This window comes from Calidithermus terrae (assembly GCF_003574345.1).
In the GTDB taxonomy this organism is placed as follows: domain Bacteria; phylum Deinococcota; class Deinococci; order Deinococcales; family Thermaceae; genus Calidithermus; species Calidithermus chliarophilus.
Map to the genome: position 1 here is coordinate 1 of NZ_QXDL01000085.1, position 16,272 is coordinate 16,272.

Below are 16,272 nucleotides of genomic sequence, written 5' to 3' on the forward strand. Positions count from 1 at the left end.
GCCCACAGCCCGGGGCCGCTGTGGCCCAGGAACGGGGGGGTGTCGGGGGGGAGGCGCTCCCCCAACGGGGCCAAGCGCTCGAGCGCCTCGTCGAGCGCGCGGGCGTCGCGCGCCGCCTCGGCCAGGGCCTCGCGGCTGACCGCGCCGGTCTGCGGGGCGGCCCTCCCGCGCGGCGTGACCGTGCCCAGCGCGTTGGCCAGCAGCCTCGAGGCCGGCAGCCAGCCCAGTTGCAGGGCGCTGGCCCCGAACTCCGGGTGGGGGCCGAACACGATGACCTGACCCGCGCCCACCGGCTGGCGGTAGGCGACGCGGGCGCCCTGCGCGACGGCGCGCTCGAGGGTGGTCTCCCCCAGGCGGCCCAGCGAGCGCTCGAAGGGCGTGAAGCCCTCGCCCTCGCCCAGCACCTCGCCCGCCGCCCCCGGCACCGGCGGGAAGAGCGGGCCGTTGTAGTGGACGATCTCGAAGGGTTCGGGGAGGCCCTCGAACAGCGGGGAGGCCTCCGGCCTCACCCATAGGCGGCCGGTGCCCGGGGAGTCGAGGCCCCACCCGCCCGCGGCGGCGTTGAGCGGGGTCACGTCGCACATCTGGAAGCGGGCCGCCAGCGGCAGGGCCTCGAGGTAGGGCTCGCTCATCCGCAAGGGGTGGCACGAGCCCGCGCAGGTGCCGACGTAGGTGCCCCCGGCCTCGACCCAGGCCCGTACCCGCTCCACGCCCGCCTCCCCCAGCGGGCCGAGCTGCCCGGCCATCGCCGAGAGCCCGCCCCCGGGGAAGATCACCGCGTCGAGGGCCTCGAGGCCGCCCGCCACGATCTCCTGGGCGTGGACTATGCGGGGCTGGGCCCCCCACAGCGCCAGCAGGGCCAGGTGGTGCGAGGGGGCCCCGCCGGAGGCGTAGACCGCCGCCCGCAGCCCCCCCAGCCGGGGGCGGCTCGAGGCCACGGTCTGTTCCCACCAGTTCGTCATCTTCTCGCCCCTCCCGGGCTTAATTCCTCGGGTCGAGCACGTCCCGCAGCGCGTTGCCCAGCACGTTGAACGACAGCACCGTCACCGCGATGAACAGCCCCGGGTACACCGCGAGCATGGGGTTGGAGTAGAGGTAGGCCTGGGCGTTCTGCAGCATGTTGCCCCAGGAGGCCAGGGGGGGCTGGATGCCCAGCCCCAGGTAGCTGAGGGCGGCCTCGGTGAGGATGGCCCAGCCCACCCCCAGCGTCGCCAGCACGACGGCCTGCGGCAGCACCTGGGGGAAGATGTGGCGGAACATGATGCGCGCGTGCGAGGCCCCCAGGGCGTGCATGGCCTCGACGAACTCCCGCCCCCGGTACTTGGAGAACTCGGCGTAGACCACCCGGGCCATCTGGGCCCAGAAGCCTATCCCCACCGTGACCACCACGGTCAGGGGGTGGTTGCCGAAGGCCGTCACGATCACCAGCACCAGGAAGAAGCTGGGGATCGACATGAACACGTCCACCAGCCGCATCACCACGGTCTCGGCCCAGCCCTTGAAGTAGCCCGCCACCCCCCCGGCCAGCGTGCCGATGGTCAGGCCCACCAGCATCGACAGCAGGCCCACCGCCAGCGAGATCCGCCCGCCGTAGAGCAGGCGGCTGAGCATGTCCCGCCCCAGCTCGTCGGTGCCCAGCGGGTGGGCGGGGCTCGAGGCGGCCAGGATGTTGAGCGGGTCGGTGGCGTCGGGGGCCACGCGGTAGAAGGCCGGGCCGAGGACCACCAGCAGCGTCAGCAGGCAGACCGTCAGGAAGGCCCCCACGCCCACCGGGTTGCGGCGGACCCGCAGCCAAAGACGGCTGCGGGGTCGGGCAGGGGCGGCAGAGCTCGGCGCGGGGCTACTCATGGCTGATCCGAGGGTCCACGGCGGCGTAGAGGACGTCGACGAGCAGGTTGACCGCCACCACGATCGCGCCCACCAGCAAGGTGACGCCCAGGATCACCGGGTAGTCGCGCCCGTTGGCGGCCTCGATGGCGAGCCGGCCCAGCCCGGCCCAGCCGAAGACGCTCTCCACCACCACCGAGCCCGAGAAGAGCACGGTGGTGATGAGGCCCAGGATGGCGATCACCGGGACCATGGCGTTCTTGAGGGTGTGCTTGAGCAGCACCACCCGCTCCGAGAGGCCCTTGGCCCGGGCGGTGCGGACGTAGTCAGAGGTCAGCACCTCCAGCAGCGCCGAGCGGGTGATGCGGATGACGTTGGGCATGAGGGTGAAGGCGAGCACCCCCGCGGGCATGGCGAGGTGGCGCAGCCGGTCGGCGAGGGAGAACTCCTGGCCCACCGTGAAGATGCCCGAGGAGGGCAGCCACTTGAGCTGCACCGCGAAGACGATGATGGCTACGATGCCCAGCCAGAAGGCCGGGACCGACATGCCCACCGTGGCCAGGCTGCTGATGAGGTGGTCGGGCCAGCGGTTCTTGTACAGCGCCGACAGCACGCCCAGCGCCACCCCCAGCAGCGCGGTGAGGGCGAGCGCGGTGAGGGCTAATTGCAGGGTGTTGCCCATGCGCTGCGCCAGCAGCGAGGCGACGGGGAGGCCCTGGTTGTAGGACTTGCCCAAGTCCCCCCGCAGCACCCCGCCCAGCCAGTCGAAGTAGCGCACCAGCACCGGGCGGTCGAGGCCGTACTGCCGGAGCACGGCCTCGCGCTCCTCGGCGGTACGGCCCAGGCTCACCGCCGAGGTGGGGCCGCCGGGGGCCAGGTTGATGAGCAGGAAGGTGACCGCCGAGATCAAGAACAGCACGACCACCCCCTGCAGCAGCCGGCGGACGATGTAAGCGGTCACTTTCCCTCACCCCCTCGCCGTCTATCGCTTGACGAACCACTCCGCGGAGTGCTGGAAAGCCGTGGCGGTGTTGATCTCCGCCATCCCCCCGAGCTTCTCGTTGCGCACGGAGATGATGTCGGGGTACCACAGGTAGAGGTAGGGGAGCTGCTCGGCCAGCAGGCGCTGCACGCGCCGGTAGGTGAGCACCTGCTCCTGCACCTTGGTGGCCTTGAGGCCCTCCTCGAGCAGCTTGTCGAGCGCGGGGTTCTTGTAGTTGGGGATGTTGTTGCCCTTGTCGGCGGCGGAGGAGGCGTAGTAGGGGGTGACGTCAGGGGTGGGCGGGGTGCTCCACCAGGCCAGGGTGGCCTCGTACTGGCGGTTGACGAACATCTTCTGGATGTAGGCGTTCCACTCCATCACGTTGACGTTGGCCTTCACCCCGACGGCCTTCCAGTACTGCTGCACGAGCAGCGTGGCCGGCACCAGGTAGCCGAACTGCCCGGTGGGCATGTCGACCTCGAAGGGCTTGCCGTCCTTGACCAGCACCCCGTCGGGGCCGGGGGTCCAGCCCGCGGCGCGCAGCAGCTCCTGCGCCTTCTTGGGGTTGTACTCGTACTGCGGCACGTCCTTGGCGTAGAACACCTTCTGCAGTGGGGCGATGGGGCCGGTGGCGATGGTCCCGTAGCCGCGCACCACCGAGTCGATCATGGCCTTGCGGTCAAGGGCGTAGAGCAGGGCCTGGCGCACCCGCACGTCGCGGAAGCGGGGGTCGTTCTGGTTGAGCGCCACGAAGTAGTAGAGGTTCTGGCTCTGCCGCAGCACCTGCAGCCTGGCGTTGCGCTCGACGCCGGCGAGGAGGGCGGGGTTGGAGACGCTGACGAAGTCGAGCTCCCCGGAGATCACCTGGGCCATCTGGGTGTTGGGGTCGGGGACGATCTTGAAGACGATGGAGCCGACCTTGGGGCTGCCGCCCCAGTACTTGTCGTACTTCACCAGGCGCACGTAAGAGCCCGGCACGAACTCGGCCACGCGGAAGGCGCCGGTGCCGACGGGGCTCTTCTTGTTGAAGCCGGCCACCTGCAGCGGGTTCTCGGCGCCGCCCAGGGCGTGCTTGGGCAGGATGCCGGCGAAATAGGCCAGGTAGTAGGGCAAGGAGGAGAAGGGGGCGCTGAGCACGAAGCGCACGGTGGTGGGGTTGACCACCTCCACGCTCTTGACCTTGCTGAAGTTGCCGGCGTTCTGCGCGCCGAGCTTCTTGTTGAGCACCACGTCGTTGAAGGTGAAGGCCACGTCGTCGGCGGTGAAGGGCTTGCCGTCGTGCCAGGTCACCCCCTTGCGCAGGTTGAAGGTCCAGGAAAGCCCGTCGGCGGAAACCTTCCAGCTCGTGGCCAGGCCGGGGGCCGGGCTCAGGTCCTTCTTGTTGTAGCGCACCAGCTGGTCGAAGACGATGGTGTTGATCAGGTTGGACTCGACCACCGCGCCCGAGGTCCAGGGGTTGAGGGTGGGGTCGGCGTTGGTCGCCAGGTTCACCGTCGCGTTGGGGTCGAAGTCCTGGGCCAGCGCCCCGCCCAGGCTCAGCGACGCCGCCAGCAGCAGCGCGCCCACCCCTGTGTACCACCGTGTGCCTTTCATCGTAAAAGCCTCCTCCTCTATCCGGTGTAGCCGAGCTGCCTCGAGACGGCCCGGGCCACCTGGACAATGAGCTCACTGAAGCGGGCGAGGGCGGCCTCGTCCACGCGGAACGCGGGCCCCCCGACGCTGATCCCGCCGACCACCTTGCCGCTCTGGTCGAAGATCGCCGCCCCGACGCCCCGCGCGGCGAGGTCGTAGTCGCCGTCGCTGACCGAGAAGCCCTGCCGCCGGATCTGGGCCAGCTCCTCGCGCAGCCGCGCGGGCTCCGCCACGGTGCGTTCGGTGAAGCGGGGGTAGCCGGCCAGGCGGCCGAGCACCCGCTCCTGCTCGGCCTCGGGCAGGTAGGCCAGGATGGCCTTGGGGACCGCGCCGGCGTGCAGGGGCACTGCCTGGCCCAGCACCGAGGCCACCCGCACCCGCTGGCTGCTGTCGCGCCGGTCGACGCAGACCGCGGAGTCGCCCACCAGCACGAAGAGGTTCACCGACTCCTTGGTCTCGGCGGCCAGCCGGTCCATGAAGGGGGCCGCCACGTCCACCAGCGAGGCGGGCTGGTTCTCGGCCGCGGCGGCGCCCAGCACCCCCAGCACGGGGGTGAGCGTGAAGCGCCCGTCGGCGTCCATGCGCAGGAAGCCGGCCTCCTCGAGCGTCTTCAGGGAGCGGTAGACCTGGTTCTTCTCCAGCCCCATGCGCTGCGTGACCTCGGTCAGGGTGAAGCGGTGGGGCGGCGCGGCGAACGCCAGCAGCACCTGGAGGGTGCGGTAGGAGGAGTTCATCACGTACTGACTCTGGGGTTGGCTCGCCATGTAAGACCTTTTCACAATATGAAACTATGCAGGTAGAGTAAGCCGCGGCGGCCGGTTTGTCAAGGCGAGGGCCCGGAGCGGCCTGCCCGCGCCATGCGGGGCACGGGGTGGCAAAGGGCGCGATAATGAGGCGGGCCACGCGCCTCGGGGAAGGAGGGGCCCCGTGCGAGACCGACGATTCGTCGCGGCCCACCGCGGCGGGCCGCTAAGCCGCGAGCACCACCGCCTGCTGATGCGCTGGGCGCACGACTGCGCCGAGCACGTGCTGCCGCTCCTCGAGGGCGCCGGGCCGGGCGAGCGCCTCATCGCCGCCCTCGACACGGCCAGGGCCTGGGAGCGCGGGGAGGTGCAAGCGGGGAAAGCCCGCGAAGCCGCGCTCGGGGCCCACGAGGCCGCCCGGGCGGCCTCGAGCCCGGTCGCCACCGCGGTGGCGCGCGCCGTGGGCCACGCCGCGGCGACGGCTCACGCCGCCGACCACGCGCTCGGCGCGGCCCACTACGCGCTGAAAGCCGTGAAAGCCGCGGGCCTCCCCGTCGAGGTCGAGCGGGCCTGGCAGGACGAGCGGCTGCCGCCGGAGGTGCGGGAGCTCGTGCTGTCGGCCCGCCAGGACGAGCGGTTCTCGCGGGTCTAGGCCCGGCCCTTCGGGTCCTGGCCGCGTCACCCCCGCGCCCATCACGCGCGCGAAGGCCCCGGCCAGCTCGCCCCTCAGCCGCGCAGGTGGGGGGACAGCCGGGCCAGGAGGGCGGCCTTGGGCAGGGCCCCGACGATGCGCTCGGCCGGCTGGCCGTCCTTGAAGAGGATGAGGGTGGGGACGCTCTGCACCCCGTAGGCGCTGGCCGGCAGCGGGTGGCGGTCGACGTCGAGCTTGACCACCTTGAGCTTCCCCGCCAGCTCCCTCGAGAGCTCCTCCAGCACCGGGGCCACCGCGCGGCAGGGCGCGCACCAGGTGGCCCAGAAGTCCACCAGCACCGGCACCCCGGCCCGCAGCTCGCCCGTCAGGCCGCCCTCCCCCGCCTCGACCAGCCAGGGCAGGGGCTTCTTGCAGGCCCCGCACACGGGCACCTGCCCCGCGGGCGGGGCGCCCAGGCGGTTCTTGGCCCCGCAGGAGGGGCAGGCCACCACGGCGCTCACGGCGCCCTCCGGGCCTCGAGCCCAGCGCGAACCTGGGGCCTCGGCTCCCCCCGCCGCACCGGGGTCGCCGCCGTCGTGCCGGTGATGGTGATCTCGTGCATGGTCGTACCTCCGTCCGCCCCGCGGGCGGCGCCGGGTCGCTGTGAGGCGAGAACGGCCCGCCACCCCCGCCAGGCAGTGGCTCCCGGTTTTCAGCAGTAGCACGCCGAAGCGCTCCCGTCAACCAACGGGGCTCGAGCGGGACAAGCCGGGCTCCGCCGGCTCGAGACGCTCGAGGCCCTCTTTTACCGGCTTCACAAAGATACGCTTCAAATCCGCCAGAGGTACATCTTTGTGAAGCCCAGGGCACTCCCTTCGGCCGGGCGGGGTGGATAGCCTCCCGATGGGGGACGATCCACCCAAACCGGGTATTTGCAGTCTGCAACCAGCCTATCTCACTGGAATTTCCAACAAAGCTTCAGCCAAGTCCTGCCTATCTCCATCTATAAGCTTTCAATAGAGACCGATCAATATCAACGTTAATTGCCTCCCGTAGGGTATTCACGATGAGTCTCCTCAGTATCTCATGACCGTTTGCGTAGATGCTGGCATAGATCCCCAGCCCGGCGGAGTGGTTTAACTTAAGGATCACGTTGTATCCAAATATGAAGGTATCGCCATAAAGGGGCAGTACCTTGATTTCCGTAATGTCTTTCAACTGCACCGAACGGCTTCCAAGCACGCTCCGGGTCGTTAGCTCTTGGCTTGATACGACTATTGACGAAGTCAGAATATAAGCCAGGCTGCCGGTGGAAAAGACCAGAAACGCCGCGGTTGCAACCGTGCCCACCACATCCTGGCTCCAACTCCCGTCCCGGAAGCTCTCAAGCAGAACCAGTGACGAGATGCCGGCAGTAGCCACGAAGGCCGCAGCTAAGATCCAGGCCAGCATGCCTTTCTTACTGGTTATGTCATGGGGTCTAGGGTCCATAGTCCCATCCCACCCTATCTACGAGGCGCTTCCTGGGCACGCTCTCCCCAAACTCTACACCACCGCTAGTTAACCGCTAGTTATTAGTTCATAATCACACCTCGCCTGTACGGGGTTACTATGGCTGTTTGATTTAGCGATCCAGGTGATTCTCAGGAAATGTTGCCTGGAGCTTTAGCAGGAATTCGCGGGTTAAGTCTAGCCACGAAAGATATTCACCCAATGATCGTTCATCCTTAACCTCCCTTTTGATTAGCTGTTCAACCAGATTTAAGTCCTCGATATTGTTGCGGATGGCGGTTTGTGGGTGAGTGTAAAACCCATCAAAAAGATGTGAAATGAGCGAAACAATATGAGTCCTTGCGTGATGTAGTTCGTGAGCAACCAAATCAAACGGTTCAGCGTAATCCCTATGAGGGAGATGCTCTTGGGGGAATAATGTTCTACTCCACAGGAAAAAATCCCATATAACTTCGCCAAGCTGCTTTCGCAAATACTCGCTGCCCTGACTTTGTTCCATATGGATTTCCCACCTCCGTTACCGTCAAGCTTCTGAGCAAGAGCCTCTGCCTCGGCCTGAATGGACACCTTGAACCCTCCCAACTCCCGCCGCAGGTGCCCTGAGGCCCAGGGCGTTCAAAGCCCGCGGCACCGGCGGCGGCATGCTGGAGGGCGGGCTGGCACTGCCACGGGGTATCTAACCCGCCCACACGAGGCCGACCCACAGCACGAGCAACCCCCCGGACAGGAAATTGGTCGCGTAGGCGACGAGCGCGTACTTCCGCCGGGCGACGCGCGCCACCTCGAAGACCTGGCGGGCGACCTCCTCGAGGAGGTCGCCGTGCTCGAGGGCCTCCCGGTACGCGGCGGGGTCTTTGAAGGCGGCGACGTGGCCCCAGAACACCGTGCCCCGCCGGCGGCCGGCGGTCCGGGGGCGCACGCTCAGCACCGCGCAGACGATCGCGCCCAGCAGGAGAAACCCCGTCAGGCCCGTCAGCGCGGCCTTCCAGGTGGGCAGGCCCGGGGGCTGGGCGGCGAGCAGGCCGGCCCCCAGCGCGGCGAGGCCGATGATGAACTCCGCCTTGGCGTCGGCGAACTGGACGTCCGCGTCGAGGGCGTCCCGGATCTGCCACACGTGGTCGGTTCGGGTCATGGCGCCGGCTGCCGGGCTCGAGGGGGGCCTACCGGATGAGCTTGGAGGCCACCAGGCCCAGCCACAGCACGACCAGCCCCGATACCAGGAAGCTGGTGGCCCAGGCGATGAGGGCGTGCTTCTTCTTGCTGATGCGCGAGAGCTCGAAGGCCTGCTGCGCCACCTCGTCGAAGTCGTCGCTGTGCTCGAGCGCGCGCTTGTAGGTGGCGAAGTCCCTGAAGGCGGCGATGTGGCCCCAGAAGATGGTGCCGTCGGGGTCGTTGGTCGAGCGCGGGCGCACGCTCAGCACCGCGGCGATGATCGCCCCCAGCAGGAGCAGGCCGGCGAGGACCACCAGCCCGATCTGCCACGGCGGGAGGTCGGGGGTGGTGTCGCGCAGCAGCGCGATGCCTAGGGTCGCCAGGCCGGTGATGAAGCCGGCCTTGGTGTCGGCGAGCTGGATGTTGCTGTAGCCGCTGTCGCGGATCTTCCAGGCGTGCTCGAGCTTGTCCATCGTCTCCCCCGTCCTCCCGGGCACTGCCCCGCAGGGGCTTCGGCCGGCTCGAGGTCACGGGAGGGCTCGAGCCCGCCCCGCCCGCGCCACCCCGGCGACCCCTCACCGGGCCTGGGTTCCGCTCAAGGCGGGCTTACACGAACCTGCACCTACCCCGACGCGAAGGAAATTTGGGAATGCGAAACCAGTATAGCCCAGGTTCGCCCGGGTCGGAGCCCCGACCGGCCCGGCCGGGCCTTCCGAGGCAAGGCTACGGCCGCCCGGGAGCCGCTCCGGTTTCCCCGGACCTCGCGGCAGGACCCGCGCCATGACCTTCCGACCTCCCGCTCCCAGACCGACCCCCGGGCGCACGTCGCGCTGCTGTTCCTGGTCTCCGGCCTGCTCGCCACCCGCGCGGGCATCGCCCTCAGGAACGCCAGAGCTTCGAGAGCGAGCAGGAGCGGGCGCTCGAGGGCCTCCAGCCCGCCGACGGCGTGCCCATGAGCGACCTCGACCACTCCAAGCGGGTCAACGACGCCGACGGCCACCCCGTGGGCAACGCGGGGAGGCGGGAGGACCGGGTGTATACTCGGGAGAAGCTCAAAGCGTCAACCCGTGTTCGCGGCCCTATTTTTCCGCCGGTAAGGAATTGCCCCAAAGGGAGGCTTATGTTCGAGGGCTCGAGGATTCTCCGCGTCGGCTTGGTGATCGGCCTGGCGGCAACGCTCGCCGGCTGCGCTCCGAAGGAGCCCGGCCCGGGCGGGGGGGTCGCCCCGCAGGGCAACGGGCAGTTCATCGGGCGGGTCACCTTCTCCCTGGGCTCCCTGGTCGCGGAGGGGGACGTGGCGCTGGGCAACCTCGACGCGGTGGTGACGCTCACGGCCGGCGGGGTCCCGCTCGTGACCTGCACCAGCCCCGGGGGCAACCAGGCGCCCGGCCAGAACCCGCCCAGGGTCTCGGGCTCGGACAGCCAGACCGTCGAGCGCTCCTTCACCAAGAACGGCCGCAGCCCCTTCGTGCTCGAGGCCGACGCCCAGACCGCGCTGAGCGCCAAGCGCCTGGGCTGCCCGAACAACAACTGGAAGGCCAGCATCGACTTCGTGTTCTGGGACCGGGCCGTGCTCACCCTCACCAACAGCGCGACCGGCGCCATGCTGGAGAAGCGGGTATTTGCCTGCGTAACCCAGCGCGACCCTGACAGCGTGAGCTGCACTGAGCTCTGAGGGCAATTCCCACAACCCTGCCCGGGGCGGCAGGGTGTGGCCGGTGGCTCAGGACAGGCTGGGGCTTCCCGCCGCGCGGGCGGTAGATCGAGACCGAGGCGATGCCGGAGTCGGCGGCCTTCACGGTCACGCTCAGCCGGGCGGGAAGGGCGGAGTGGACCTCCACCAGCGGCAGCACAGGCGGGAGGCAGAGTGATGGCAGCAATCAAATTAATCGGTGTAGTATGTCCGAACCACAGGAGCCTATTCCCAATTCCAAATAATCAGCGGATTTTCCATGTTATCCCAATTCTCGCGTAACAGGCGGGAGAAGTACCGCCTACAGTTATGGGCGTTTGAATAAAAAATGGAGTCGATGCTTCCATCGAATAGCGCCACCCCTCCTGCGCTAATTGGCTTGAATGACAGCAACAAAGTGAAAATCTGCCCAAGCTTGGTTGATCCCATTTCGGCCCGGCCAGAAGTTATAGCAGTTTGAGCCTCTATCCACAGGCGAGTAGCATCTATATCCTCAGGTGTCGCAGAGATCCTGAAATCCACCTGAGGTTCTGCCACCAACTCAGGTTTAAGGCTCACGATCCGGCTCTTGATAAACCCTAAATCCATGTCGTCAATCCCTTCGAAGAAAGCAGCTCCTGTCTTGGCAAGTTCTGCTTTTACAGCAGTTATTTCTCCACATTGAGATTTATGAAAGAAAAGTTTTCCTATGATGTACAGCGACATATTATCGATCATCCTCCTTGACAAACAGGATGGTCAATCTCGGGGTCGGGCTCCTTGGGTCGTAGATCCAGTCCGTTCTCACCACCGCGCTACCTTTAGAGTCTGTAACCAGGATATTTACAGCGAGCGCCTTTTGCTACACGAGCTCGAAAGTGTCTACTGAGCTGGGCCAGGGCTCACCATAGGTGAAACCCTCTAGCATCTCGATACCCCCCTCTCCGATAAATAGGGCGAAGCCACAATCATTTTTCAAGCCTGGGATTTTCGCTATAACACTATTGCCCAGAACAAGTCTTGGAAACTCAATATTGCCGGAATCTCGCCTTGGAACTTCGAAGTGGGTGAAGAACCCAGCCCCTGAAAACTCTCTCTTGGTAACGCTCAGGTTTTCCACCTGCTCCATTAAAGCTGGGAATTCCTGAGCCTCTCTTTGGAGGATCAGCCTGATAGCGGCCAACTCAAGTTCGTTGGGTTTGCTCATTTTTTCCCCGGAATAAATGCGGCACCAAGCTTGAAGTCGCCGTCAACAACTCGACCTCGGATAGTTACTTTCGTGCCGTAAACGTCAATTACGGCGTCTTTTATGACCCCTGGAGCCCCCTTGTCAACATACTCAAAACCATAACGCTTGAAGTGTTTGTAGGCAGAGTACTCTAGAGCCCGCATGGCCGATTACACGTCACCGAACTGCTAACCACTGCCCCTCACCCACGTAGAAGGTGTCGGCCACGGCGACGTCCAGGTTGTACGTCTGGCGCGCCTCCACCGCCGTCCGCACCTGGACAACCGTGCCCGTGGTGCCGGCAGTTCCTCGTTCATACCCAGCTTCCTCTCATCCGCCCACCCTGAATTGCTCTAGGGGGGTGTACACGTTACCCGTGATCCCGTGGTCCTCCATCACCGCCACCAACCTCTCGTGCACCAACACCAGGCCGAAAAGCTCTGCGGGCCGGAACATGGGCCGCCCGGCCCGGAGGCACTCCTCGGTGAGGACCAGCCTCCGGACGGCGCGGATGACGGCCCGGTCCGCGCCGTCGCCGTCATAGGTCAGGTCGGACCGCCGGTGGTCCACCGCGGGGTGGATCTCCAGCAGGTGGAAGGCCATGTAGTCGGACCCGAGGCCCTCCCCCGTGCGGGCGTCGATCACGTCCGCGGGGAAGGCCTCGTGGCGGACCCCTTGCGCGGAGAGCAGCTCGACGAGGCGGCGTGAGTGCATGTCGATGCCGCTGCCGCAGGGGTAGTTGTCGGGCCTGGGGCCCCTGCCGTCGATGTAGAAACGGAACCGGTCGGGCCTCTTGGTGAGGGGTTGGGCCAGCCACCAGTGGGGCTCGCACTCGTGGAGCAGCGGCTCCGACCGGGCGAGCAAGGTCTTGCCGCGCCACCCTATGATCTTTGACCGAAGAACACGGTACAAGAGCGCCTCCTCTCAGTCAGAACGACTTGTTCAGCGATTTTCCCCCGCCCTTGGACATTATCTCAGCGATCAGGCGCCGCGCCAGCGCCCTCGCCTCCTGGGCGGCCCGGGCGTCCGACCAGCCGTTCAGCGCGGCCTGCCGCTCCAACCGCAGCAGTTCTCTACGGACTGTAATTTGGGGGGGACCCCAGGTGGAAGGGGACCCCTGCGGCGTTGCTCCCGGCCTTTGAGCCGGGCATGAGCAGGCCGTTGTATGCCGCGTCCATGTCGAACCCACCCCTGATCGCCCGCGTGAGGAACGGGTCACCACCCCTGAATAGCTCCTCCGGGATCAAGTGGTGGGCCTGCAGCCCATCCCCGACTTTCCCGCCAAGATTCCGGTCCAAGGTGGTCGAGCAGTTGTGCACCAGCCACCGACCCTCGCCCACGTGGAAGGTGTCGGCGGTGGCGATGTCCAGCACAGTGCCAGGTTGCCGATGCCCAGGAGGAAGACGCTGGTCAAAATCCACAGGCCGCTGACCCCCCTGTGAGCAAGGGTGCCGGAGGGGAGTGAGCCGGGGGAGCAGGTCGGGTGAGGCATGATTACGGGTTCCTTGGGGTCAAGATGGTTGCTCCTACGTTCAGGGCTTTACAAGTTCCACATCGCCCTGCTTTACGGCGACGAAAGTAATTGGATTCCCTTCACTATCAGTAAAATCTACTTCATATGCCTCATCTCCATAAACATCAACTATCACTCCCTCATCACCAATCTTCAGGCCATATTTCCCATAGGCATCGCTAATTAGACGAACCAGTGCAAATGGAGGCAATGGCTGGGTACTCATTTCGGCCACCCTCCCATCGGCGTAATCAATTGAAGAGCGCCATCAGGCTCGATCATCCAACCCGAGATTAGATTGGACGATTTTCCTGTTGCCTCTCCTTTGCTAGGGATAGTGATTTCAATGCTGATCCGTTGACCATACTTGTCCTGTACCCCTAGCGTATAGTCTCCGGCTTTATACTTTGCCAACGCTTGCTCCTCGTAAATACGCATTAGTTTCTCAGCGTCATCTTTACTATACCCAAGACCTTCATAAATCACGTGTTTGCCCTTACTCTTTTCGGAATTGAGCACGTAATCCGTAAATTTTCTGGGGTCAATGGTAATATTGCAGTTATGCACCAGCCACTGCCCCTGGCCCACGTAGTACGTGTGAGCGACATCAACAGTGAGGTTGTACATCTGGCAGGTCTCTCGAGTGTTCCGCACCGGCATCACCGTGCCCAGCGTCCCAGCCAGCCCGGAGGCTAGGGCCACCACCTTGTCTACGCCCTGCTCGAGCCACGCGCCGGCAGCTGAGCCCGGCGGCTACCCGTTGCGCGAGCAACTGCGCGGCCTCGACCGTGGCCGTCGCTCCCTTAACTTGGTAAACCCATAGCCGGCGTGCCCATCCAGGCGTTCCCCGCGTCGTCGAGGAACTGCCACAGATCGGCCCACTCGAGCAGGGCGCCGGCGCTAAGCCCGTGAAGGTCACGGCGGGCTTACCCTTCGGCGGGGGCCCGGGGGGCGGCCTCTCCCGGCGCGGGGCCGCCCCACTGCCGCAGCACCTCCTCCAGCGTCGTCGCCCGGCCCCGCGCGAGGGCGGCCTCGAGCGCTTCCGGGGGGAGCAACGCGCGCAGCCCCTCGAGCACCGGCTCGGCCTGCTGGCGCATCTCCGCGTCGCTGGCGGGGTGGCTCAGGGCCAGCCCCAGCAGCTCGGCCGCCCGCAGGGGCTCGCCGTCGCGCGCCCACACCGCGGCCATCCCGCGCAGGGTGCCCAGCGCGATGGGCAGCGCGCCCAGCCCCAGCGCCTCCGCCAGCGCCTCGCGGTAGTAGCCCCCGGCGCGGGCGTCGTCGCCCTGGGCGGCCGCCACGTCGCCCAGGTTGAGCACGTTGATCAGCGCGGCGTGGCGGGCGGAGATCTCGCGGAAGACCGCCAGGCTCTCCCCGTAGTGCCGGGCCGCCTCGGCGTAGTCGCCGCGCTTCTCGGCCACCAGCCCCAGGTTGGCCTGGATCTTGCCCACGATCTCGGGGTTGCTCACGCCCCTCGCCACCGCCAGGGCCTCCTCGAAGCGGTGCAGGGCGGGCTCGAGGTCGCCCCGGAAGACCTCCACCAGCCCCAGGCTGTTCAAGCAGCTCGCCACCCCCTCCGCCTCGCCCAGCGCCCGGTACAGCTCCAGGCTCTCCTCGAAGCGGCGGGCGGCGGCGGGGTAGTGACCCTGGTAGGCGGCGATGACCCCCAGGCGCGAGCCGGCCTTGGCGCAGGCGGGCCGGTCGCCGGCCTGCCGGGCGCACCCCAGCGCCTCCTCGCCCAGCCGCTCGGCCCGGGCGTACTCCCCCCGGCGCACGGCGACCCAGCTCAGCTCGGCCAGCGCCCGGCTCTGGGCGCGGGGGTCGGAGGCGGCGTGGGCGAGCTCGAGGGCCTCCAGCAGCAGCCGGGTGGCCGGCACGTAGTCGGCCATCTTCTCGTGCGCGACCCCGGCGGCGGTGAGCAGCCCGGCGCGCTCGAGGGCGTGCTCGGGGGAGGCGGGGGTGAGGGCGAGGGCCCGCTGCAGGAAGCTCAGGGCCTCGGGGTAGGCGCAAAGCCGCAGGGCCTGGTGCCCGGCGCGGGCCAGGTAGCCGCGGGCCTTGCGGGCGGGCGCGTCGTCGCCGCCCTCGGCGGCGTGCAGCCAGTGGTGGGCCAGCAGCGGGTAGGCGGCCTCGAGGTTGTCGGCGTGGGCCTGCTCGTACCACTCCGCCAGCACCCGGTGGATCTGCCGCCGCTGGGCGAAGAGCAGGCTGTGGTAGGTCACCTCGTAGGTGATGGCGTGCTTGAAGGCGTACAGCGGCTCGGGGTCGGGGGCCTCGAGCAGGATCAGGCCGCGGCGGATGAGCTCGTGCAGGTGCTGGTGCAGCAGCGCCTCGCCCAGCGCGGCCAGCCGCATCACGCCGTCGCGCAGCGGGAGGTAGGGGTAGTTGCGCCCGATCACCGAGGCGACCTTGAGGGTGAGCTGGCGGTCGGGCAGCAGCCGGTCGATGCGCGAGAGGACCACGCCCTGCAGGGTGTCGGGCAGCACCGAGCGGGCCTCGAAGAGCCCGGGGCTGACCTCGAGCCGGGGCGAGGGGGCGGCCTCGACGCGGATCAGCCCCTGCTCGCGCAGCGCGTGGGTGAGCTCCTCGGCGAAGAAGGGGTTGCCGCCCGAGCGCTCGCGCACGAGGCGGGCCAGCCGCGGCGGCAGGGCCTCGGCCGGCAGGCCCAGGCGCCCGGCCACCAGCGCGGCGGTCTCCTCCACGCCCAGCGCCCCCACCTCCAGCGTCCCGCTCCCCGGCAGCCCGCGCAGGGCCTGCGCCGCCTGGAAGCCCAGGGCCTGCTCGCCGATGGGGCGGGTGACCACCACCAGCAGCAGCGGCTCGAGCGCGCCCAGCAGCGCCCGCGCCACCTTGACCACCAGGTCCCAGGAGAGGCTGTCGAGCCAGTAGGCGTCCTCCAGCACCAGCGTGAGGGGGCGCTCCTGGGCCCAGGCCCGCAGGAGCTGCACCAGCAGGGCCACCAGGCTCTCCTGCCGCAGGGCGGGGTCGAGCGCGGCGGTGAGGGGGGTGTCGGGCAGGCCCAGGTTGAGCAGGTCGTTGAGCAGCGGCAGCCGCGGGGCGAGCTTGGGGGCGACCTCCTGCACCACCCGCCTGACCTGCTCCTGGCGCTCGAGCCCGTCGGCGAGGCCCTCGAGGCCGAAGTAGGAGGCGAAGACGTCGCGCCAGGCGCGGTAGGGGGTCTGCTGCTCGATGCTGTGGCCCGCGCCCAGCAGCCCGCTCATGCCCAGCTCGCGCAGGTGGCGGACGAGCTCCTGCACCAGCCGGCTCTTGCCGATGCCCATCAGATCCACGGTGTATACGCAGAAGTGCTGCGCGAGCGCGGGGACGTTGCGCCGCCACCACGCCGCCGAGCCGGAGAGCCCGTGCAGCAGCACCAGCGGCGGCCC

Annotated in this window: 19 protein-coding genes; 2 read left to right on the forward strand and 17 right to left on the reverse strand. The window is 67.6% G+C overall.

Annotated features, from left to right (window positions below; translation table 11 throughout):
• From Mterra_RS11025 to Mterra_RS11045, 5 genes are all read right to left on the reverse strand, one after another.
• Window positions 1–962: hypothetical protein (locus Mterra_RS11025; protein ID WP_147372691.1), on the reverse strand; the 962-nt coding region annotated here is incomplete at its 3' end.
• Window positions 963–981: 19 nt separating this feature from the next.
• Complete coding sequence (locus tag Mterra_RS11030) at window positions 982–1,848, reverse strand: ABC transporter permease (protein ID WP_119315236.1); 867 nt, start codon at window positions 1,846–1,848, stop codon at window positions 982–984.
• Entirely contained in the window at window positions 1,841–2,788 is a 948-nt protein-coding gene (locus tag Mterra_RS11035; protein WP_119315237.1) for an ABC transporter permease, read from the reverse strand. The genes Mterra_RS11030 and Mterra_RS11035 overlap by 8 nt, the downstream gene beginning before the upstream one ends.
• 21 nt (window positions 2,789–2,809) lie before the next feature.
• Window positions 2,810–4,402, reverse strand: coding sequence for an ABC transporter substrate-binding protein (locus Mterra_RS11040; protein WP_119315238.1), 1,593 nt, complete (start codon window positions 4,400–4,402; stop codon window positions 2,810–2,812).
• A 17-nt stretch (window positions 4,403–4,419) separates the two neighbouring features.
• Entirely contained in the window at window positions 4,420–5,205 is a 786-nt protein-coding gene (locus Mterra_RS11045; RefSeq protein WP_119315239.1) for an IclR family transcriptional regulator, read from the reverse strand.
• A gap of 163 nt (window positions 5,206–5,368) precedes the next feature.
• On the opposite strand from Mterra_RS11045, the gene Mterra_RS11050 reads away from it, so the two are divergent.
• Window positions 5,369–5,836: a putative immunity protein gene (locus Mterra_RS11050; RefSeq protein WP_119315240.1), complete on the forward strand. Its 468-nt coding sequence runs from the start codon at window positions 5,369–5,371 to the stop codon at window positions 5,834–5,836.
• 74 nt (window positions 5,837–5,910) lie between these two features.
• Here Mterra_RS11050 and trxA read toward each other — a convergent pair whose 3' ends face one another.
• The 5 genes from trxA to Mterra_RS11070 form a co-directional block, all read right to left on the reverse strand.
• Window positions 5,911–6,327, reverse strand: a complete 417-nt coding sequence (gene trxA, locus Mterra_RS11055) for a thioredoxin (protein WP_245971599.1) — start codon at window positions 6,325–6,327, stop codon at window positions 5,911–5,913.
• Window positions 6,328–6,808: 481 nt separating this feature from the next.
• Window positions 6,809–7,267 (reverse strand): hypothetical protein, encoded by a 459-nt coding sequence (locus Mterra_RS11060; protein WP_119315242.1) that lies wholly within the window; start codon window positions 7,265–7,267, stop codon window positions 6,809–6,811.
• 172 nt (window positions 7,268–7,439) lie between these two features.
• Window positions 7,440–7,826, reverse strand: a complete 387-nt coding sequence (locus tag Mterra_RS21920; protein ID WP_147372695.1) for a hypothetical protein — start codon at window positions 7,824–7,826, stop codon at window positions 7,440–7,442.
• A 177-nt stretch (window positions 7,827–8,003) separates the two neighbouring features.
• Window positions 8,004–8,459, reverse strand: a complete 456-nt coding sequence (locus Mterra_RS11065) for a Pycsar system effector family protein (RefSeq protein WP_119315243.1) — start codon at window positions 8,457–8,459, stop codon at window positions 8,004–8,006.
• Window positions 8,460–8,487: 28 nt separating this feature from the next.
• Entirely contained in the window at window positions 8,488–8,952 is a 465-nt protein-coding gene (locus tag Mterra_RS11070; protein ID WP_119315244.1) for a Pycsar system effector family protein, read from the reverse strand.
• Between the two features lie 647 nt (window positions 8,953–9,599).
• On the opposite strand from Mterra_RS11070, the gene Mterra_RS11080 reads away from it, so the two are divergent.
• Window positions 9,600–10,154, forward strand: a complete 555-nt coding sequence (locus tag Mterra_RS11080) for a hypothetical protein (RefSeq protein ID WP_119315246.1) — start codon at window positions 9,600–9,602, stop codon at window positions 10,152–10,154.
• Window positions 10,155–10,397: 243 nt separating this feature from the next.
• Here Mterra_RS11080 and Mterra_RS21925 read toward each other — a convergent pair whose 3' ends face one another.
• The 7 genes from Mterra_RS21925 to Mterra_RS11105 all read right to left on the reverse strand — a co-directional run.
• On the reverse strand, window positions 10,398–10,877 hold the full coding sequence (locus tag Mterra_RS21925; RefSeq protein WP_147372697.1) for a hypothetical protein: 480 nt from the start codon (window positions 10,875–10,877) through the stop codon (window positions 10,398–10,400).
• A gap of 136 nt (window positions 10,878–11,013) precedes the next feature.
• On the reverse strand, window positions 11,014–11,358 hold the full coding sequence (locus Mterra_RS21930) for a hypothetical protein (RefSeq protein ID WP_147372699.1): 345 nt from the start codon (window positions 11,356–11,358) through the stop codon (window positions 11,014–11,016).
• A 351-nt stretch (window positions 11,359–11,709) separates the two neighbouring features.
• Complete coding sequence (locus Mterra_RS11085; protein ID WP_147372701.1) at window positions 11,710–12,291, reverse strand: hypothetical protein; 582 nt, start codon at window positions 12,289–12,291, stop codon at window positions 11,710–11,712.
• A 161-nt stretch (window positions 12,292–12,452) separates the two neighbouring features.
• The gene (locus tag Mterra_RS11090) at window positions 12,453–12,752 is read right to left on the reverse strand and encodes an AHH domain-containing protein (protein WP_170159631.1); all 300 of its coding nucleotides are present in this window, start codon (window positions 12,750–12,752) and stop codon (window positions 12,453–12,455) included.
• A 159-nt stretch (window positions 12,753–12,911) separates the two neighbouring features.
• Window positions 12,912–13,118, reverse strand: a complete 207-nt coding sequence (locus Mterra_RS11095) for a DUF4926 domain-containing protein (protein ID WP_084542268.1) — start codon at window positions 13,116–13,118, stop codon at window positions 12,912–12,914.
• Window positions 13,115–13,519: a DUF6883 domain-containing protein gene (locus tag Mterra_RS11100; protein ID WP_218022923.1), complete on the reverse strand. Its 405-nt coding sequence runs from the start codon at window positions 13,517–13,519 to the stop codon at window positions 13,115–13,117. The genes Mterra_RS11095 and Mterra_RS11100 overlap by 4 nt, the downstream gene beginning before the upstream one ends.
• A gap of 299 nt (window positions 13,520–13,818) precedes the next feature.
• The coding region (locus tag Mterra_RS11105; RefSeq protein WP_147372703.1) for a tetratricopeptide repeat protein at window positions 13,819–16,272 on the reverse strand (2,454 nt) is incomplete at its 5' end.